This window comes from Devosia salina (assembly GCF_019504385.1).
Taxonomy (GTDB): Bacteria; Pseudomonadota; Alphaproteobacteria; order Rhizobiales; family Devosiaceae; genus Devosia; species Devosia salina.
The window spans coordinates 3363161-3377791 of the sequence record NZ_CP080590.1; the positions used below are offsets into that span (position 1 = coordinate 3363161).

The window sequence follows — 14631 nt, forward strand, 5'->3', positions numbered from 1 at the left end:
AAGAAAGGGTTCCAAGAGACTCTTGGGACTCAAGCAATTGGGGCGTTTGGGGGTGGTTTTGCCACAATCGTGGCGCGAGGCGCATTTCGCCTATCATCACTGCCAATAGCGCTTTTGCGTTAATGATCGGTTACGCTCTGATTCGTCACGGCGCACGATTCGAGGCTCCCCGGAAACCATAATTGTGGCACCCGGCGCCCTCCAGGCTCCCGTTAATGAATGGCCTATGAACACACGATGAGCATCAAGGCGCTGATCTCGGCCATAGAGGCCATCGACGACGTGGAAGTGTTCGGCCGGGTCAAATCCGTCCAGGGCCTGCTCGTCGAGATTGTGGGGCCCGTGCGCGAATTGCGCGTCGGCGGACGCGTGATCATCGAGGCCACCGACGGCAATCATCTCGCCGCCGAGATCATCGGCTTCCGCGACGGCCATGCCCTGTGCCTGCCCTTTGGCGAACTGGGCGGCGTGCGGCTGGGCTGCAAGGCGGTGTTCCGCCGCCATGACGGCTCGGTCAATCCCTCCGAAGGCTGGCTGGGCCGGGTGATCAATGCCAATGGCGAACCCATCGATGGCCTCGGGCCCCTGCCCCGCGGCGCCGACGCCTATCCTCTGCGCCAGTCGCCGCTGGCCGCCCATGACCGCACCCGCGTCGGCGAGCCGATCGAACTCGGGGTGCGGTGTCTCAACACCTTCACCACCATGTGCGAAGGCCAGCGCATGGGCATCTTTGCCGGCTCGGGCGTGGGCAAGTCGGTGCTGATGTCGATGCTGGCCCGCAATACCGATGTCGATGTCTCCGTCATCGGGCTGATCGGCGAGCGCGGCCGCGAGGTGCACGAGTTCATCCAGGAATATCTGGGCGAGGAAGGCCTGGCTCGCGCCGTCGTGGTGGTGGCAACCAGCGACGAGGCCGCGCTGATGCGGCGCCAGGCTGCCTATATCTCCATGGCGATCTCGGAATTTTTCCGCGACCAGGGCAAGCGCGTGCTGTGCATGATGGATAGCCTCACCCGCTTTGCCATGGCCCAGCGCGAGATCGGCCTTGCCATTGGCGAGCCCCCCACGGCCAAGGGCTACCCGCCCACTGTCTTTACCGAACTGCCGCGGCTTCTGGAACGCGCCGGACCGGGCACGCCGAATTCGGGTTCCATTACCGGACTGTTTACCGTTTTGGTGGAAGGTGATGATCACAATGAGCCCATTGCGGATGCCGTGCGCGGCATTCTCGATGGTCACATCGTAATGGAGCGCGGCATTGCCGAGCGGGGACGCTACCCGGCCGTCAATGTGCTCCGGTCCATCTCGCGGACCATGCCAGGTTGTGTGCCCGAAGAGGTTCGGCCCACCCTGTCGCGGGCGCGGGAACTCATGTCCATCTTTTCGGACATGGAGGAGCTGATCCGGCTGGGGGCTTACCGGAAAGGGTCAGATCCGAACGTGGACCGCGCTATCGCCATCTTCCCCAAGCTGGAGGCGTTTCTGGGCCAGCAAAGGGATGAGACGACGACGATCGCCGAGGGCTATGCCATGCTCGCCGGACTGATCGTCGAGGCCGATGCGCGGGACTGATGGGGCGGCCCGCCTGCGTATGGGTCGCTCCGGAACTGACTTGATGTGTAAGGAGTACAGGTCTTGAAATCGCGCAGCGAGAGCCTCATCCGGCTCAAAAAGTTCCAGGTGGACGAGAAGCGCCGTCAGGTTGCGCAGATCGAGATGATGGTTGCTGACTTCGAGCGCATGGCGTCCGAACTCGACCAGCAGATCGAGATCGAGCATACCAAGACCGGCATTTCCGACGTCGCCCATTTCGCCTATTCCACCTTTGCCAAGGCCGCGCTCACCCGGCGCGACAATCTGCTGGCCTCGGCCAACGACATGAAGAGCAAGCTGGAAGCGGCCCAGGATGCCCTGGCCGAGGCGCTTGAGGATCTCAAAAAGGTCGAACTGCTTGATCAGCGCGAACACCAGCGCGAACGGGACGAGCAGAACAAGCAGGAGCAGGACGCCTACGACGAAGTCGCCCGCCTGCGCTATCGGCGGCAGTAACCCGTCGACGCGGAGCTGGGTGTGCCCATAGAAGCGCTCAAGGAGCAATTGATCAGCATCTTCGGATGCTTCGTCGCGATCTTCGTATCAGTTTGGGTTGTTCACGGCGCGGAACAAGCATTTAAGCCCTCGGTTCTCTTGGCAATGGGACTGGTCGGCATTGTCGCTGGGCTGTCGAACCTAGTCTTGCCCGGTATCAAGGGCGTGCCGACTGGTGCGGATGTGCGCAGCGCGTTCACCACGGCAAAAGCCCTGATTTATACCCTGGGCTTCATCGCATTTGGCCTCTTCGTCATGGCGATTGGGTGGCTTTAATCGCAGGCGAACGCTGATGAAAAAAGGCCCGCCGAAGCGGGCCTTTCGTATTTGGGCCAGTGCGTCCCTTACATGTCGGTAGCGCGCTGGGCCGGATCGTCGGCATAGGTTGCCTCGTCATATTCCGGCTGGGCTTCGAGCTGCTCGCGGGTGAAGTCGCTGTAGATCAGCAGGTCGCCATTGTCGTTGGCGGCGAACTCGAGATTGTCGAGCGAGACCGCCACGCGCTTCTGGCCGATACCCAGGAAGCCGCCGAAATCGATCAGCATGGCATCGACCTGGCCATCTTCGGTCAGCAGGATGTCACCGACTTCGGCAATGTCCTCGCCATCCGGGCCGACAACAACGGCACCGGTGAGGTTTTCGGCCGTCAGCGCTTCGCGCTCGACGGCAGCATAGCCTTCACGCTGCATCGTATCGCCCTGCATGGCGGTATCGTCCGCCGGGGCCATGGTGTTTTCAGCGGCAGGCTCGGCCGGGGCCATGGCCGGATCGGCAGGCGCCGTTGCCGGGTCAGCCGGGGCCATTGCCGGGTCGGCCGGGGTCATGGCCGGATCGGTGGCAGCACCGTCCTCATAATTGTCCCAGACAAAGTCGGGAGCGGCATTGAGGGCGTCGGCAGTGGTCGCCAGCACCCAGCGCTCGGAGCCGTCAGCGGCGGTGGTGTGCTCAAGCTCGGCGAAATCGACGGCCACATTCTTCTCGCCGATGCCAAGGAAGCCACCCACGCCGATCACCACGGCATGAATTTCGCCATTGGCCGAGATCACCAGATCATTGACGGTACCGATCTCTTCGGCGTCATCGGCGCCGCTTGAGAAGATCGTGGCGCCCAGAACGTTGGACACAAGGGCATCGCCGTCGCCAGCCACGTAGCCAGCCGACATATCCCAGGGTTCACGGGCTTCCATGGTGTCCATGGCGCCGTGGTCAGCCGGCGTTGCGGCATCGTCGGCCGGGGCCATGGCATCATCGGCGGGCGCCATTGCATCGTCAGCCGGTGCCATCTCGTTGGCGGGGGCCATCTCATTGGCCGGTGCCATTTCGTTGGCGGGGGCCATTTCGTTGGTGGTGGTCTGGGCGATGGCGGCCGTGCCAAGCACCAGGGCGATGGCCGAGCTAGTAAGAAGCGTGCGGATCATAGTAGGCTCCAAGGGTTCATCGTTGCGGTGAACAGGGCCGTGCGGTGCAAAACTTGCCGGTAGCGCGCCGCACGGCCCATTGATGCCTCGTCAACGCAGGCAATGCGCGAGACGTTCCGCAGCTTTTTTCGGCAGAGGCTGAAGCCAAAGAAAAAGCCGGCCGCTGATGGGCTCAGCGCCGGCTCTCTCCGCCTCCCGTTAACGGGTTATGTTATTGTCGACCCGCCCTGTCTGCGGGCAAGGCGGGCGAAAGTACTGCCCCCGGCGGCGCGGCATGGGGCGCGCATGAGGGCTGACAAGCCCACAATAGCGCAAGCCTGTGGGCCGACCAGCCCGGCCCGAGTTAATGCGTTAACGCATTGCTAATCCACAAGAACCGCGCTGTCCCGGTCATAGTCGCGCATGGCCCTGTGCGGCATGCCGCCATCGATGAATTCCGGCCCGAAGGCGACGAAGCCCAGGCTTTCGTAGAAGCCGAGCTTGTCGGACTGCGCAGTCAGATAGAAGCGGTCGCGCCCCGCCTGACGCGCATGCGCCATGGCCGCGGCGATCATCCTGCGGGCAATGCCCCGGCCCCGAAACGCCTGCCGCACCGCCACCCGGCCGATCTTGACATGCTCGGGCAGGTCGATGAGGCGCAGCGTGCCCACCACCTCGCCCTCGCCAATGGCGACGAAATGGGTGGCTGTCATATCGTAATTGTCGTGCTCTTCAGCCTCAGGCACCTTCTGCTCCCACACGAACACCTCGCGCCGCAGCGCAAAGGCAGCGTTGCAGAGGAGGGAGAAAGGCGGGACGGGAAGGATGACGATATCGGACATGGGGCTGACCCTAATCGGGCTGCAACAGCCTGCCTAGGCCCTCGTCACATCAATGTGTTTGAACCCGGAACGCTTTTATCGTATTATGCCGATGAATAGCGAAAGGCCCGCGGGAACGCTTTCCAATTTGTAACGTTTGTTCCTGCTTGGCCCCTTAAAATCGCCAAACTGCAACTTATATTATCCTCACATCGGTCGTTGTGCCTTATTGGACGGCGACCGGATTTCCGCCCGCGGAACAGCGGGGGATGCCGTAAAGGGGGTGCGTCCATGGCCCAGACCAATCTGCCGGTCCTCTCGTCCGAGGGTGGCCTCAGCCGTTATCTTCAGGAAATCCGCAAGTTTCCCATGCTGGAAGCGGATGAAGAATACATGCTGGCCAAGCGTTACAAGGAACATGCCGATCCCGGCGCGGCCCAGAAGCTGATCACCAGCCATCTGCGGCTCGTCGCCAAGATCGCCATGGGCTATCGCGGCTATGGCCTGCCCATTTCCGAGGTCATCTCGGAAGGCAATGTGGGCCTGATGCACGCGGTCAAGCGCTTCGAGCCGGAAAAGGGCTTCCGCCTGGCAACCTATGCCATGTGGTGGATCCGCGCCGCCATCCAGGAATATGTGCTGCGCTCCTGGAGCCTGGTCAAGATTGGCACCACCGCCGCCCAGAAGCGCCTGTTCTTCAACCTCAGGAAGGTGAAGGGCCAGATCGCCGCGCTCGAGGATGGCGCATTGCATCCCGACCAGATCAAGCAGATCGCCACCACCCTCAATGTGACCGAGGATGAAGTGGTGCAGATGAATTCGCGCCTCTCCGGCGACGCCTCGCTCAATTCGCCCATGCGGGCCGATGAAGGCTCGTCCGAATGGCAGGACTGGCTGGTCGATGACACGCCGGACCAGGAAACCACCCTGGGCGAGAGCGAGGAATTCGACGAGCGCATGGGCATGCTCAACAAGGCGATGAACGTGCTCAACGAACGCGAGCGCGCCATCTTCCAGGCCCGCCGCCTGCAGGACAATCCGGCCACGCTCGAAGAACTGGCCCAGCAATATGACGTCAGCCGCGAGCGCATCCGCCAGATCGAAGTGCGGGCGTTCGAGAAGGTGCAGGACGCGGTCAAGGAAGCGGCGGGGGCTTGATCGGCCCTGACCAAGGATTAAAAACGCCCCGGTGATGAGCCGGGGCGCTTTGTTTTGGGAGATCGGGTGGATTGCGGGACTATCGGAAGCGGGGATGGCCGCCCTCGCCCTTCGAGGCCGCTGCGCGGCACCTCAGGATGAGGGCTCCTGACGGATTTGTTGCGCGTATCTCTGTCGAGCCTCATGGCGAGGCGCGCAGCGAAGCGAAGCCTCGAACCACGAGGCGACCATCACGGACCCACAAGTTGTCCTCACCCCGCTGCCGATGCATCCTTTCCCTCGCCACCGCGTATTAACCGCATCGCGACAATATGACTGGACGGGAAGGCCCGAAACGCCGAGGTCTTGCCCTTGTAACGCCCCATTGGGGGTCTTACATTCGCCCCAATACCGGCGCGCCCCGTGCGCCGGCCTCTCCGGGACAGGATTTGATGAACGGAAATTTCCGCAACTTCGCCATCTGGCTGGTCATCCTCTTCATGCTGATGGGCCTGTTCCAGGTCTTCCAGTCCTCGACGCGGACGCTGTCCGTGGCCGAGAAGAGCTACAGCCAGTTCGTGACCGACGTCGACTCCGGACGTGTTTCCGCTGTCACCATCACCGACGATGTGGTCTCCGGCCAGCTCAATGACGGCTCGCGCTTCGAGACGATCATCCCGCAGGGCGCCGACATCGTCAGCCGCCTGGAAGATCGTGATGTCAGCATCACGGCCCGCGCGCCGGAATCGAGCCCGTTCTGGTCCATCCTGCTCTCGAGCTGGCTGCCCTTCCTCGTCATCATCGGCGTGTGGTTCTTCTTCATCCGCCAGATGCAAGGCGGTGGTCGCGGCGGCGCCATGGGCTTTGGCAAGTCGCGCGCCAAGCTTCTTACAGAAACCCAGGGCAAGGTGACCTTCGAAGACGTCGCCGGCGTCGATGAAGCCAAGCAGGATCTCGAGGAAATCGTCGAATTCCTGCGCGATCCCGGCAAGTTCCAGCGCCTGGGCGGCCGTATCCCGCGTGGCGTGCTGCTGGTCGGCCCTCCGGGTACCGGTAAGACGCTGCTGGCCCGCTCGGTGGCCGGCGAAGCCAATGTGCCCTTCTTCACCATTTCCGGTTCCGACTTCGTGGAAATGTTCGTCGGTGTCGGCGCGTCTCGCGTCCGCGACATGTTCGAACAGGCCAAGAAGAATGCGCCCTGCATCATCTTCATCGACGAAATCGACGCCGTCGGCCGCCAGCGTGGCGCCGGTCTGGGCGGCGGCAATGACGAACGCGAACAGACCCTCAACCAGCTCCTCGTCGAGATGGACGGGTTCGAGGCCAATGAAGGCATCATCCTGATCGCCGCGACCAACCGCCCCGACGTGCTCGATCCCGCGCTGCTGCGTCCCGGCCGTTTCGACCGCCAGGTCGTGGTGCCGAACCCGGACGTCTCGGGCCGCGAAAAGGTGCTCAAGGTCCATGTCCGCAAGGTGCCGCTGGCCCCCGACGTCGACTTGAAGGTGCTCGCCCGCGGTACGCCCGGTTTCTCGGGCGCAGACCTGATGAACCTCGTCAACGAGGCGGCCCTGATGGCGGCGCGCAAGAACAAGCGCTTCGTCACCCACCAGGAATTCGAGGACGCCAAGGACAAGATCATGATGGGCGCCGAGCGCCGCACCATGGCCATGACCGATGACGAGAAGAAGCTCACCGCCTATCACGAGGCCGGCCATGCCATCATCGCTTTGAAGGTTGCCGGCATCGACCCGATCCACAAGGCCACCATCATCCCGCGCGGCCGTGCGCTGGGCATGGTGATGACCCTGCCCGAGACCGACAGCTATTCCTTCTCCCGCGAGAAGGCGCTGGCGCGGCTGACCATGCTGTTCGGCGGCCGCGAGGCCGAGATCATCAAGTTCGGCCCGGAAAAAGTGACCTCCGGCGCTTCGGGCGACATCCAGATGGCGACCAATCTGGCCCGGTCCATGGTGATGGAATGGGGCATGAGCGAAAAGCTCGGGCGCGTGCGCTATAAGTCGAACGACCAGGAAGTGTTCCTGGGCCATTCGGTGACGCAGAGCCAGCACATGTCGGACGACACGGCCCGCATCATCGACCAGGAAGTGCGCAAGCTGATCGAGGATGGCGAAGCTTCTGCCCGCCATATCCTGACCACCTATCACGACCAGTGGGAAGCCATTGCCCAGGCCCTGCTCGAATACGAGACCCTGACCGGCGACGAGCTGCGCGCCCTGATGGATGGCAAGCAGCCCGTCCGGCCCGACGACAGCGGCCCAGCCGCACCCAAGGCGTCGGGTGTGCCCTCGGCCGGCAAGCCGGGCAAGAAGCGCCCCGACTCCCCGCCCGAGCCGGGCATGGAGCCGCAGCCGGGCAGCTGATCGCCCCCACCAATCACGATCGAGGGTCGCCTCCGGGCGGCCCTTTCGCTTTGCTGGACTCTCCGCTAAAGGGCCCCAAAGTGGTATTAGACAGACAAGACCAGTGAGTCGGAGGACAGGCCATGGCCCGCAAATATTTCGGCACTGACGGCATTCGTGGCCTTGCCAATGGTGACAAGCTGACCCCGGAACTGGCGCTCAAGGTGGGCATGGCGGCCGGCACCAAATTCGTGCGCGGCGATCATCGCAATCGCGTCGTCATCGGCAAGGACACCCGCCGCTCGGGCTATATGATCGAGCAGGCCCTGACCGCAGGCTTCACCGCCGTGGGCATGGATGTCTATCTGCTCGGCCCCATGCCGACGCCGGCCGTGGCCATGCTGACCCGCTCGCTGCGCGCCGATCTGGGGGTCATGATCTCCGCCTCGCACAATCCCTATGACGACAACGGCATCAAGCTGTTCCGGCCCGACGGCTACAAGCTCTCCGACGAGATCGAGCTGCAGATCGAAAAGCTGATCGACAGCGACATGACCCGCTACCTCGCCAGGGGCCGCGATATCGGCCGGGCCCATCGCGACGAGGAAGCGCGCACCCGCTATATCGAATATGCCAAGCGCACCCTGCCCCGGAACATCGACCTCAGCGGCCTGCGCGTCGTGCTCGACTGCGCCAATGGCGCCGCCTACAAGGTCGCCCCCATCGCGCTGTGGGAGCTGGGCGCGGAAGTCTTCACCATCGGGGCCGAGCCCGATGGCTTCAACATCAACCACAAGGTCGGCTCCACCGCCCCTGAAGCGGTGGCCGCCAAGGTCAAGGAAGTGCGCGCCGATATCGGCATCGCACTCGATGGCGATGCGGACCGCGTCATCATTGTCGATGAAAAGGGCCATGTGGTCGATGGCGACCAGTTCATGGCCGTGATCGCCGAAAGCTGGCTGGAACGGCAGATGCTGGTGGGCGGCGGCATCGTGGCCACCGTCATGTCCAATCTGGGGCTCGAACGGCACCTCACCAAGCTGGGCCTGACGCTCGAACGCACCCAGGTCGGCGACCGCTATGTGCTCGAGGCCATGCGCAACAAGGGCTTCAATGTCGGCGGCGAGCAATCGGGCCACATCATCCTCTCCGATTTTACCACCACCGGCGACGGGCTGGTGGCGGCGCTGCAATTGCTGGCCGTGCTCAAGCAGATGGAACGGCCAGTTTCCGAAATCTGCGCGCGCTTCGAAAAGGTGCCGCAGCTGCTGCGCAGCGTGAAATTCAAGGCCGGCAAGCCGCTCGAGCACAAGCAGGTCATCCAGGCCATCCAGGATGGCCAGGCGCTGCTGGGCAATGGCGGGCGCCTTGTGGTGCGCGCCTCGGGCACCGAACCGGTGATCCGCGTCATGGGCGAAGCCGATGACGCCATGCTGGTGGAAACCGTGGTGGGACAGATCGAGGCGGCCATCCGCCAGGTCGCCTGAGGCAGCGCCGCAAGTATTGAGAAAAGTAAAATCACAGATGGTCGCAGAAACATTCTGTAAACCATTGTGATTGACTGGCGGTTAGGGTTAAATTTTTAGGTTAAGCGCGCTTTAAGAAGTTTGCCTGATATTGGTCGCAATCGACTTGGTGTCGTGGCAACCAAAGGAACTTCATTATGCGCAACCTCACCGCCGCAATGCTGGTCGCAGGAGCGACCATGATTGCCGGGCAAGCCCTGGCTGCGGACCTGCCCTATTACCCGCCTGTCATCGAAATCCCCGATGTCGACTATGGCTATTCCGGCTCGTTCTACCTGCGCGGCAGCGCGGCGCTGAACCTGATGTGGACGCCCTATGTCAATCATCCGGATGCCCAGTCGGCCGACAAGACCTTCGCCATTACCGAATTCGGCTATGGTTATTCGGTCGGCGCCGGTGCCGGTTACGAATTCGGCAATGGCCTGCGTGTTGACGCCACCGTCGACTATCTCGCAAACGAAAACATGACCGCCTACATTGACGATGGCTCAGGTGGTGCTGTTCTCACCGTAGGCGACCACAAATTGTCTCTGCGCTCTACTGTCGTTCTGGCCAATGCCTATTACGACTTCCCGCTCGCCGGTGACAGCTATGGTGCCGCTGGCGGCATGTTCGGCTATGTCGGCGCGGGCGCAGGCCTTGCCTTCAATGACTTTGTCACCAGCGGGTCGGCCTTGCCCGATACCCGCGACCAGAACACGAGCTTTGCCGCTGCGGGCATGGTTGGTGTGGGCTATGACTTCGGCCAGGTGGTTGCCGATATCGGCTACCGCGCCCTCTACATCAACCGCATCCAGAACGATGCCGCGACCCACCCCTATACGCTCGACAACAACTGGGTGCACGAAGTGCGCGGCTCCGTCCGCTACCGCTTCAACTGATCCGGTCCGCAGATCGCCACCTCTGCCAGTCCAAAGGGCCGGTGTCAGAAGACACCGGCCCTTTTTGTAACCTCTGGACCTTTGGCCCGCGCCAGTGCTCAATGTGCCAGGAACCGCAAGATCGATCCAGGTGGACAGACAAGGCATGGCCGAGCACGGACCGTTGTTGAGGGCCGTGGTGGCGCGGCTGTTTCCTGCCGACACCAGAGATGGCGACGGCAACGCCTTTGGTGCCCTGACCTATCTCGATCGCCACCTGGCAACGCACCCCTCGGACCGCGACAGTATCGACGCGGCGTTGGACGTACTGGCCGGCCTGGGCTTTGCCGAACTGAGCCCGGACGATCAGGATGCGGCCCTCACCCGGCACGAGAACGAGCCCTGGTTCATCCGCCTTGCCGAACTGGTCGCCGAGGGGGTTTATGCCGATCCCGATAATGGCGGCAATCCCGACGCCATCTCCTGGGCCATGCTGGGCTATCGCCACGGCCTGCCAGAAGGCCCGTCCGGCCCGCCCGCGCAGCCTGCACCGGCGCCACGACACCATTCGGGGACGCGTGACTATGACACCATAATTATCGGCGCCGACGCGGGCGGCGGTGTCGCCGCAGCCGTGCTGGCCGAGGCCGGACACCATGTGCTGCTGCTCGAACGCGGCGTCGAGCGCAGCTATGCCGACAGCGGTCACCGCGATCACCTGCGCAATCATCGGCTCTCGCTCTACGGCCACAACACAGGGCCGGACCTTGAGGGAAATCCACGCGTCTTCGTGGACAGCGGCGGTGTGGAACATATCGTCGCGCCCCATGCGCCCGGCTACCACAATCTGGCGGCTGCCGTCGGCAGCGGCACCACGCTCTATGGCGCCATGGCCTGGCGCTTCCACCGCGACGACTTCCGCATGGCCAGCCTCTATGGCGTGCCCGAGGGCTCGTCGCTCGTCGACTGGCCCATCGACCACATCGAGCTGGCCCCGTGGTACAACCGGGTCGAGGCCGAACTGGGCGTTGCCGGCGACGCCACGCGCCACAGCCACGAAGGCGCCCCGCGCCGCCCCTATGCCATGCCGCCCTTGCCCCCGGCCCCTCAGACCGCGACGCTGGCACGGGGCGCTGCTTCCCTTGGCATTTCAACCCTTGCCCCGCCATTGGCCATCAACAGCGTGCCCCATGATGGTCGCGGCGCCTGCATTGGCTGCGGCTCCTGCGTCGGCTTTCCCTGCCCGAGCGACGCCAAGAACGGGTCGCACAACACCTTCATCGCCCGTGCCCGCGCCACCGGGCGCTGTGAACTGGTGACCGGGGTCGTGGTGACCCATATCGACACCGATCCGGCAGGCCGGGTCGTGGGGGTCAGCTTTGCCGCGCCGGACCACGCGGTCCGGTCGGTCCGGGCCAGAAATGTCGTCCTAGCGGCCGGCGCCATCGAGACGGCCCGGCTCCTGCTAAATTCCACCTCGGCACGCGAACCGGACGGCATCGGCAACAATGCCGACCAGGTCGGGCGCCATCTGCAGGGCCATGTCTATCCCCAGGCCTATGGCCTGTTCGACCATGAGGTGCACGGCTCGGTAGGCCCCGGCGTTACCATCGGCACCACGCAGTTCAGCCATGGCAATCCCGGCATTGTCGGTGGGGGCCTTCTGGCCGACGATTTCGTGCTGCCGCCAATCCTGTTCTGGAAAGCCTGCCTGCCGCCTGATCTCCGGCGCTGGGGGCGCGAGGCCAAGGCCTTCATGCGGGACAATTTCCACAAGGTGCTCCGCCTCACCGGGCCGGTGCATGAAATACCCAACCCGGCCTCGCGGGTCACACTGGCCCGGAATGTCCGCGACCGCTGGGACCTGCCGGTGGCCCGGCTCTCGGGAACCATTCACCCCGAAACCCTGCGCACCGCGCTCTACATGCAGCAGCGCGCTTTCGACTGGCTCGACGCCTCGGGGGCCAGTCGCCACTGGGGTCCGGCGCCCGCCATGACGCTGTCCGCCGGCCAGCACCAGGCCGGCACCTGCCGCATGGGCACCGATCCTGCCCGCTCGGTCACCGACACCGGCGGCCGCGTCTGGGGCCACGACAATCTCTATGTCTGCGATGGCGCGGTGCAGCCCACCAATGGCGGGTTCAATCCCTTCCTGACCATCATGGCCATGAGCTACCGGACCGCCGCAGGGATCGGCAGCCCATGAAAAATGCCGCGCCCCATTTGGAGCGCGGCATCGATCAAGCCGATCGCTTGCCTGGCGGCGCGGTGGCGCCGTCTCAGGCGCCGGTGACGCGCCAGATGACGTCGCCGACATCGTCGGCCATCAGCACGGCGCCATCGCTGGCCAGCGCCACGCCCACCGGGCGGCCATAGGAATATTTCTCGTCCGGCGACAGGAAGTCGGTGAGGATGTCGCGCGGCATGCCGACCGGCTTGCCGTTCTGGAACTCGACAAAGGTCAGCTTGTAGCCCGAGAGCTTGGAGCGGTTCCACGACCCGTGCTGGCCGATGGCCATGCCGGCGGCATAGTCCGGCAGCGTGCCCTCGGGCAGCCAGCACAGGCCCAGCGACGCGGTATGGCCGCCCAGCGCATAATCGGGCTGCTTGGCCGAGGCGACCTTGGCCTTGTCCTGTGGCACGCGATCGTCAACGACGCGGTTCCAGTAGCAATAGGGCCAGCCATAAAAGCCGCCATCGACCACCGAGGTGAGGTAGTCGGGCGGGGTCTCGTCGCCGAGCCCGTCGCGTTCATTGACCACGGTCCACAAATGCCCGCCCATCGGCTCCCAGGCCATGCCGACCGGATTGCGCAGCCCACCGGCGAAAATGCGGGACTTGCCGGTGGTGAGATCGAGTTCGTGGATGCAGGCGCGGTTTTCTTCGGCGGCCATGCCCTGGTCACCGATATTGCTCAGCGACCCCACCGCCACATAGAGCTTGCTGCCGTCCTTGGAGGCAATGAGATTGCGCGTCCAGTGCCCGCCGGGGATGAGATCCATCAGCTTCTTGCCGGGCGCGGTGATGCGGGTCTCGCCGGCCACATAGGGATAGGCCAGCACCGCATCGGAGGCGCCGACATAGAGCGTGTCGCCGATCAGCACCATGCCATAGGGCTGGCGCACATTCTCGATATAGGCAAAGCGCTGTTCGGCCACCCCATCGCCATCGGCATCGCGCAGCAGGGTGATCCGGTTGGGGCTGGTGCCCGAGGCCTTGGCCCGCTTCATGGTGGCATGCATGGCATGGTCGAAAATGCTGCGCGGGCCGGAACCCTCCTCGCCCATGGATTCGGCGACCAGCACATCGCCATTGGGCAGCACATGCATGTTGCGCGGATGATCGAGCCCCTTGGCAAAGGCATTGACCTTGAGCCCGGCAGCAGCGGTCGGCTTGTGATCGCCTTCCCAGCCCTTCGCCGTCGGCATCTTCAGGGTCGGGATCTTGCCCTGCGGCTTGGGATCGGGAATGGCGGGCGCGGTGCCGAAGGCGGGCGGGCGCGGACCATCACCCGAATGGCGAATGGCAACGGCGGCACCCCCGACAAGGGCAACAAGGCGGGCGAAAAGAGAGGGCTCGGCCATGGGTCGTCTCGAAGTACTGATGAAGGAAAAAACAGGAAGGAAGGCCACGCTAATGGGTTTGTGCAGGCAGCACTAGGGGTGCGGGTCTGAAAAATCACATAAATGCAGTGGCAGGGCCGGCCGCATCCCCTCAGCGCGCGGGACGCGTTGCGCTTCCACTCATCGCTCCGCGGGTCCAGACCCCGACCAGCGACACTTTCTGCGCGTCACTCAGGCCGCGCGCCTGCAATTGCGCCCAGGTGGGAAAGACCAGCGCCAGCTGTATGGTGGTCTGAACCTGCCAGGCGGTCTCGGGCGGCGCGTCAAACGCCCCGGCCAGCGCTTCGCCCACCGATGCCAGGAAACCGGAGAACTGCGCCATTGGCCCCTGCAGGGCCGGCACCTCGGCGACATCCCGGTGCGAGGTGGTCCACATCCGCTCGGTGGCGGAATAATAGCGATAAAAGGCCCCCAGGGCCGCATCCAGCTTTGCCGCCGGATCGGCGATTCCGGCCCAGGCGGCAGGGTCAGGTGGCGGGTTGAGCGTCAGCCAATGCGCCGTGCAGGCCTGGAACACCGCCGTTTCATCGGGAAAGTGCCGGTAAACCGTCAGCCGCTGCACCCCGGCCCGTTCGGCGATGGCGCTGATCGTGGTGGCGCGCGGCCCCACCTCCTCATGCAGATGCATGGTCGCCTCGACAATTTTCTGTCGCGTCTGTTCCTGGGATTTTGCCCGTTCTTTCAAACGGTAAGCGCGCTTTTCGTTCATTGAGTGAACATAGGCGATCACTGAAGTGTTGACAAGCGGTTTCCACATCCGTAAAAGCCATTTTCGCAATACACATATGTTCATTGAAATGAAAATGGAGACCCGGA

12 protein-coding genes are annotated in these 14631 nt (G+C 63.8%); 8 read left to right on the forward strand and 4 right to left on the reverse strand.

Going from position 1 to position 14631, the window contains the following annotated elements:
- Positions 1-219: 219 nt before the first annotated feature.
- From fliI to K1X15_RS16495, 3 genes are all read left to right on the forward strand, one after another.
- Positions 220-1572 (forward strand): flagellar protein export ATPase FliI, encoded by a 1353-nt coding sequence (fliI, locus tag K1X15_RS16485; protein ID WP_220304682.1) that lies wholly within the window; start codon positions 220-222, stop codon positions 1570-1572.
- A gap of 63 nt (positions 1573-1635) precedes the next feature.
- Positions 1636-2049 carry a flagellar export protein FliJ gene (gene fliJ, locus K1X15_RS16490; protein ID WP_220304683.1) on the forward strand — a complete coding sequence of 138 codons (414 nt, stop codon included), beginning with the start codon at positions 1636-1638 and terminating at the stop codon, positions 2047-2049.
- A 21-nt stretch (positions 2050-2070) separates the two neighbouring features.
- Complete coding sequence (locus tag K1X15_RS16495; RefSeq protein WP_220304684.1) at positions 2071-2364, forward strand: hypothetical protein; 294 nt, start codon at positions 2071-2073, stop codon at positions 2362-2364.
- 68 nt (positions 2365-2432) lie between these two features.
- On the opposite strand, the gene K1X15_RS16500 is transcribed toward K1X15_RS16495, so the two are convergent.
- Both K1X15_RS16500 and K1X15_RS16505 read right to left on the reverse strand, forming a co-directional pair.
- Positions 2433-3506 (reverse strand): PRC-barrel domain-containing protein, encoded by a 1074-nt coding sequence (locus K1X15_RS16500; RefSeq protein ID WP_220304685.1) that lies wholly within the window; start codon positions 3504-3506, stop codon positions 2433-2435.
- Between the two features lie 362 nt (positions 3507-3868).
- Positions 3869-4327 carry a GNAT family N-acetyltransferase gene (locus K1X15_RS16505; protein WP_220304686.1) on the reverse strand — a complete coding sequence of 153 codons (459 nt, stop codon included), beginning with the start codon at positions 4325-4327 and terminating at the stop codon, positions 3869-3871.
- 270 nt (positions 4328-4597) lie between these two features.
- Between K1X15_RS16505 and rpoH the strand changes: the two genes are divergently transcribed.
- The 5 genes from rpoH (at position 4598) to K1X15_RS16530 (ending at position 12398) form a co-directional block, all read left to right on the forward strand.
- Positions 4598-5464 (forward strand): RNA polymerase sigma factor RpoH, encoded by an 867-nt coding sequence (gene rpoH, locus K1X15_RS16510; RefSeq protein WP_220304687.1) that lies wholly within the window; start codon positions 4598-4600, stop codon positions 5462-5464.
- Between the two features lie 431 nt (positions 5465-5895).
- On the forward strand, positions 5896-7827 hold the full coding sequence (ftsH, locus tag K1X15_RS16515; RefSeq protein ID WP_220304688.1) for an ATP-dependent zinc metalloprotease FtsH: 1932 nt from the start codon (positions 5896-5898) through the stop codon (positions 7825-7827).
- Between the two features lie 122 nt (positions 7828-7949).
- Positions 7950-9293, forward strand: coding sequence for a phosphoglucosamine mutase (glmM, locus tag K1X15_RS16520; RefSeq protein ID WP_220304689.1), 1344 nt, complete (start codon positions 7950-7952; stop codon positions 9291-9293).
- 176 nt (positions 9294-9469) lie between these two features.
- Positions 9470-10213, forward strand: a complete 744-nt coding sequence (locus tag K1X15_RS16525; protein WP_220304690.1) for an outer membrane protein — start codon at positions 9470-9472, stop codon at positions 10211-10213.
- Between the two features lie 145 nt (positions 10214-10358).
- Complete coding sequence (locus K1X15_RS16530) at positions 10359-12398, forward strand: GMC family oxidoreductase (RefSeq protein WP_220304691.1); 2040 nt, start codon at positions 10359-10361, stop codon at positions 12396-12398.
- A 73-nt stretch (positions 12399-12471) separates the two neighbouring features.
- On the opposite strand, the gene K1X15_RS16535 is transcribed toward K1X15_RS16530, so the two are convergent.
- On the reverse strand, positions 12472-13776 hold the full coding sequence (locus K1X15_RS16535; protein WP_220304692.1) for a PQQ-dependent sugar dehydrogenase: 1305 nt from the start codon (positions 13774-13776) through the stop codon (positions 12472-12474).
- A gap of 130 nt (positions 13777-13906) precedes the next feature.
- Complete coding sequence (locus K1X15_RS16540; RefSeq protein ID WP_338033472.1) at positions 13907-14608, reverse strand: TetR/AcrR family transcriptional regulator; 702 nt, start codon at positions 14606-14608, stop codon at positions 13907-13909.
- Positions 14609-14631 lie beyond the last annotated feature (23 nt).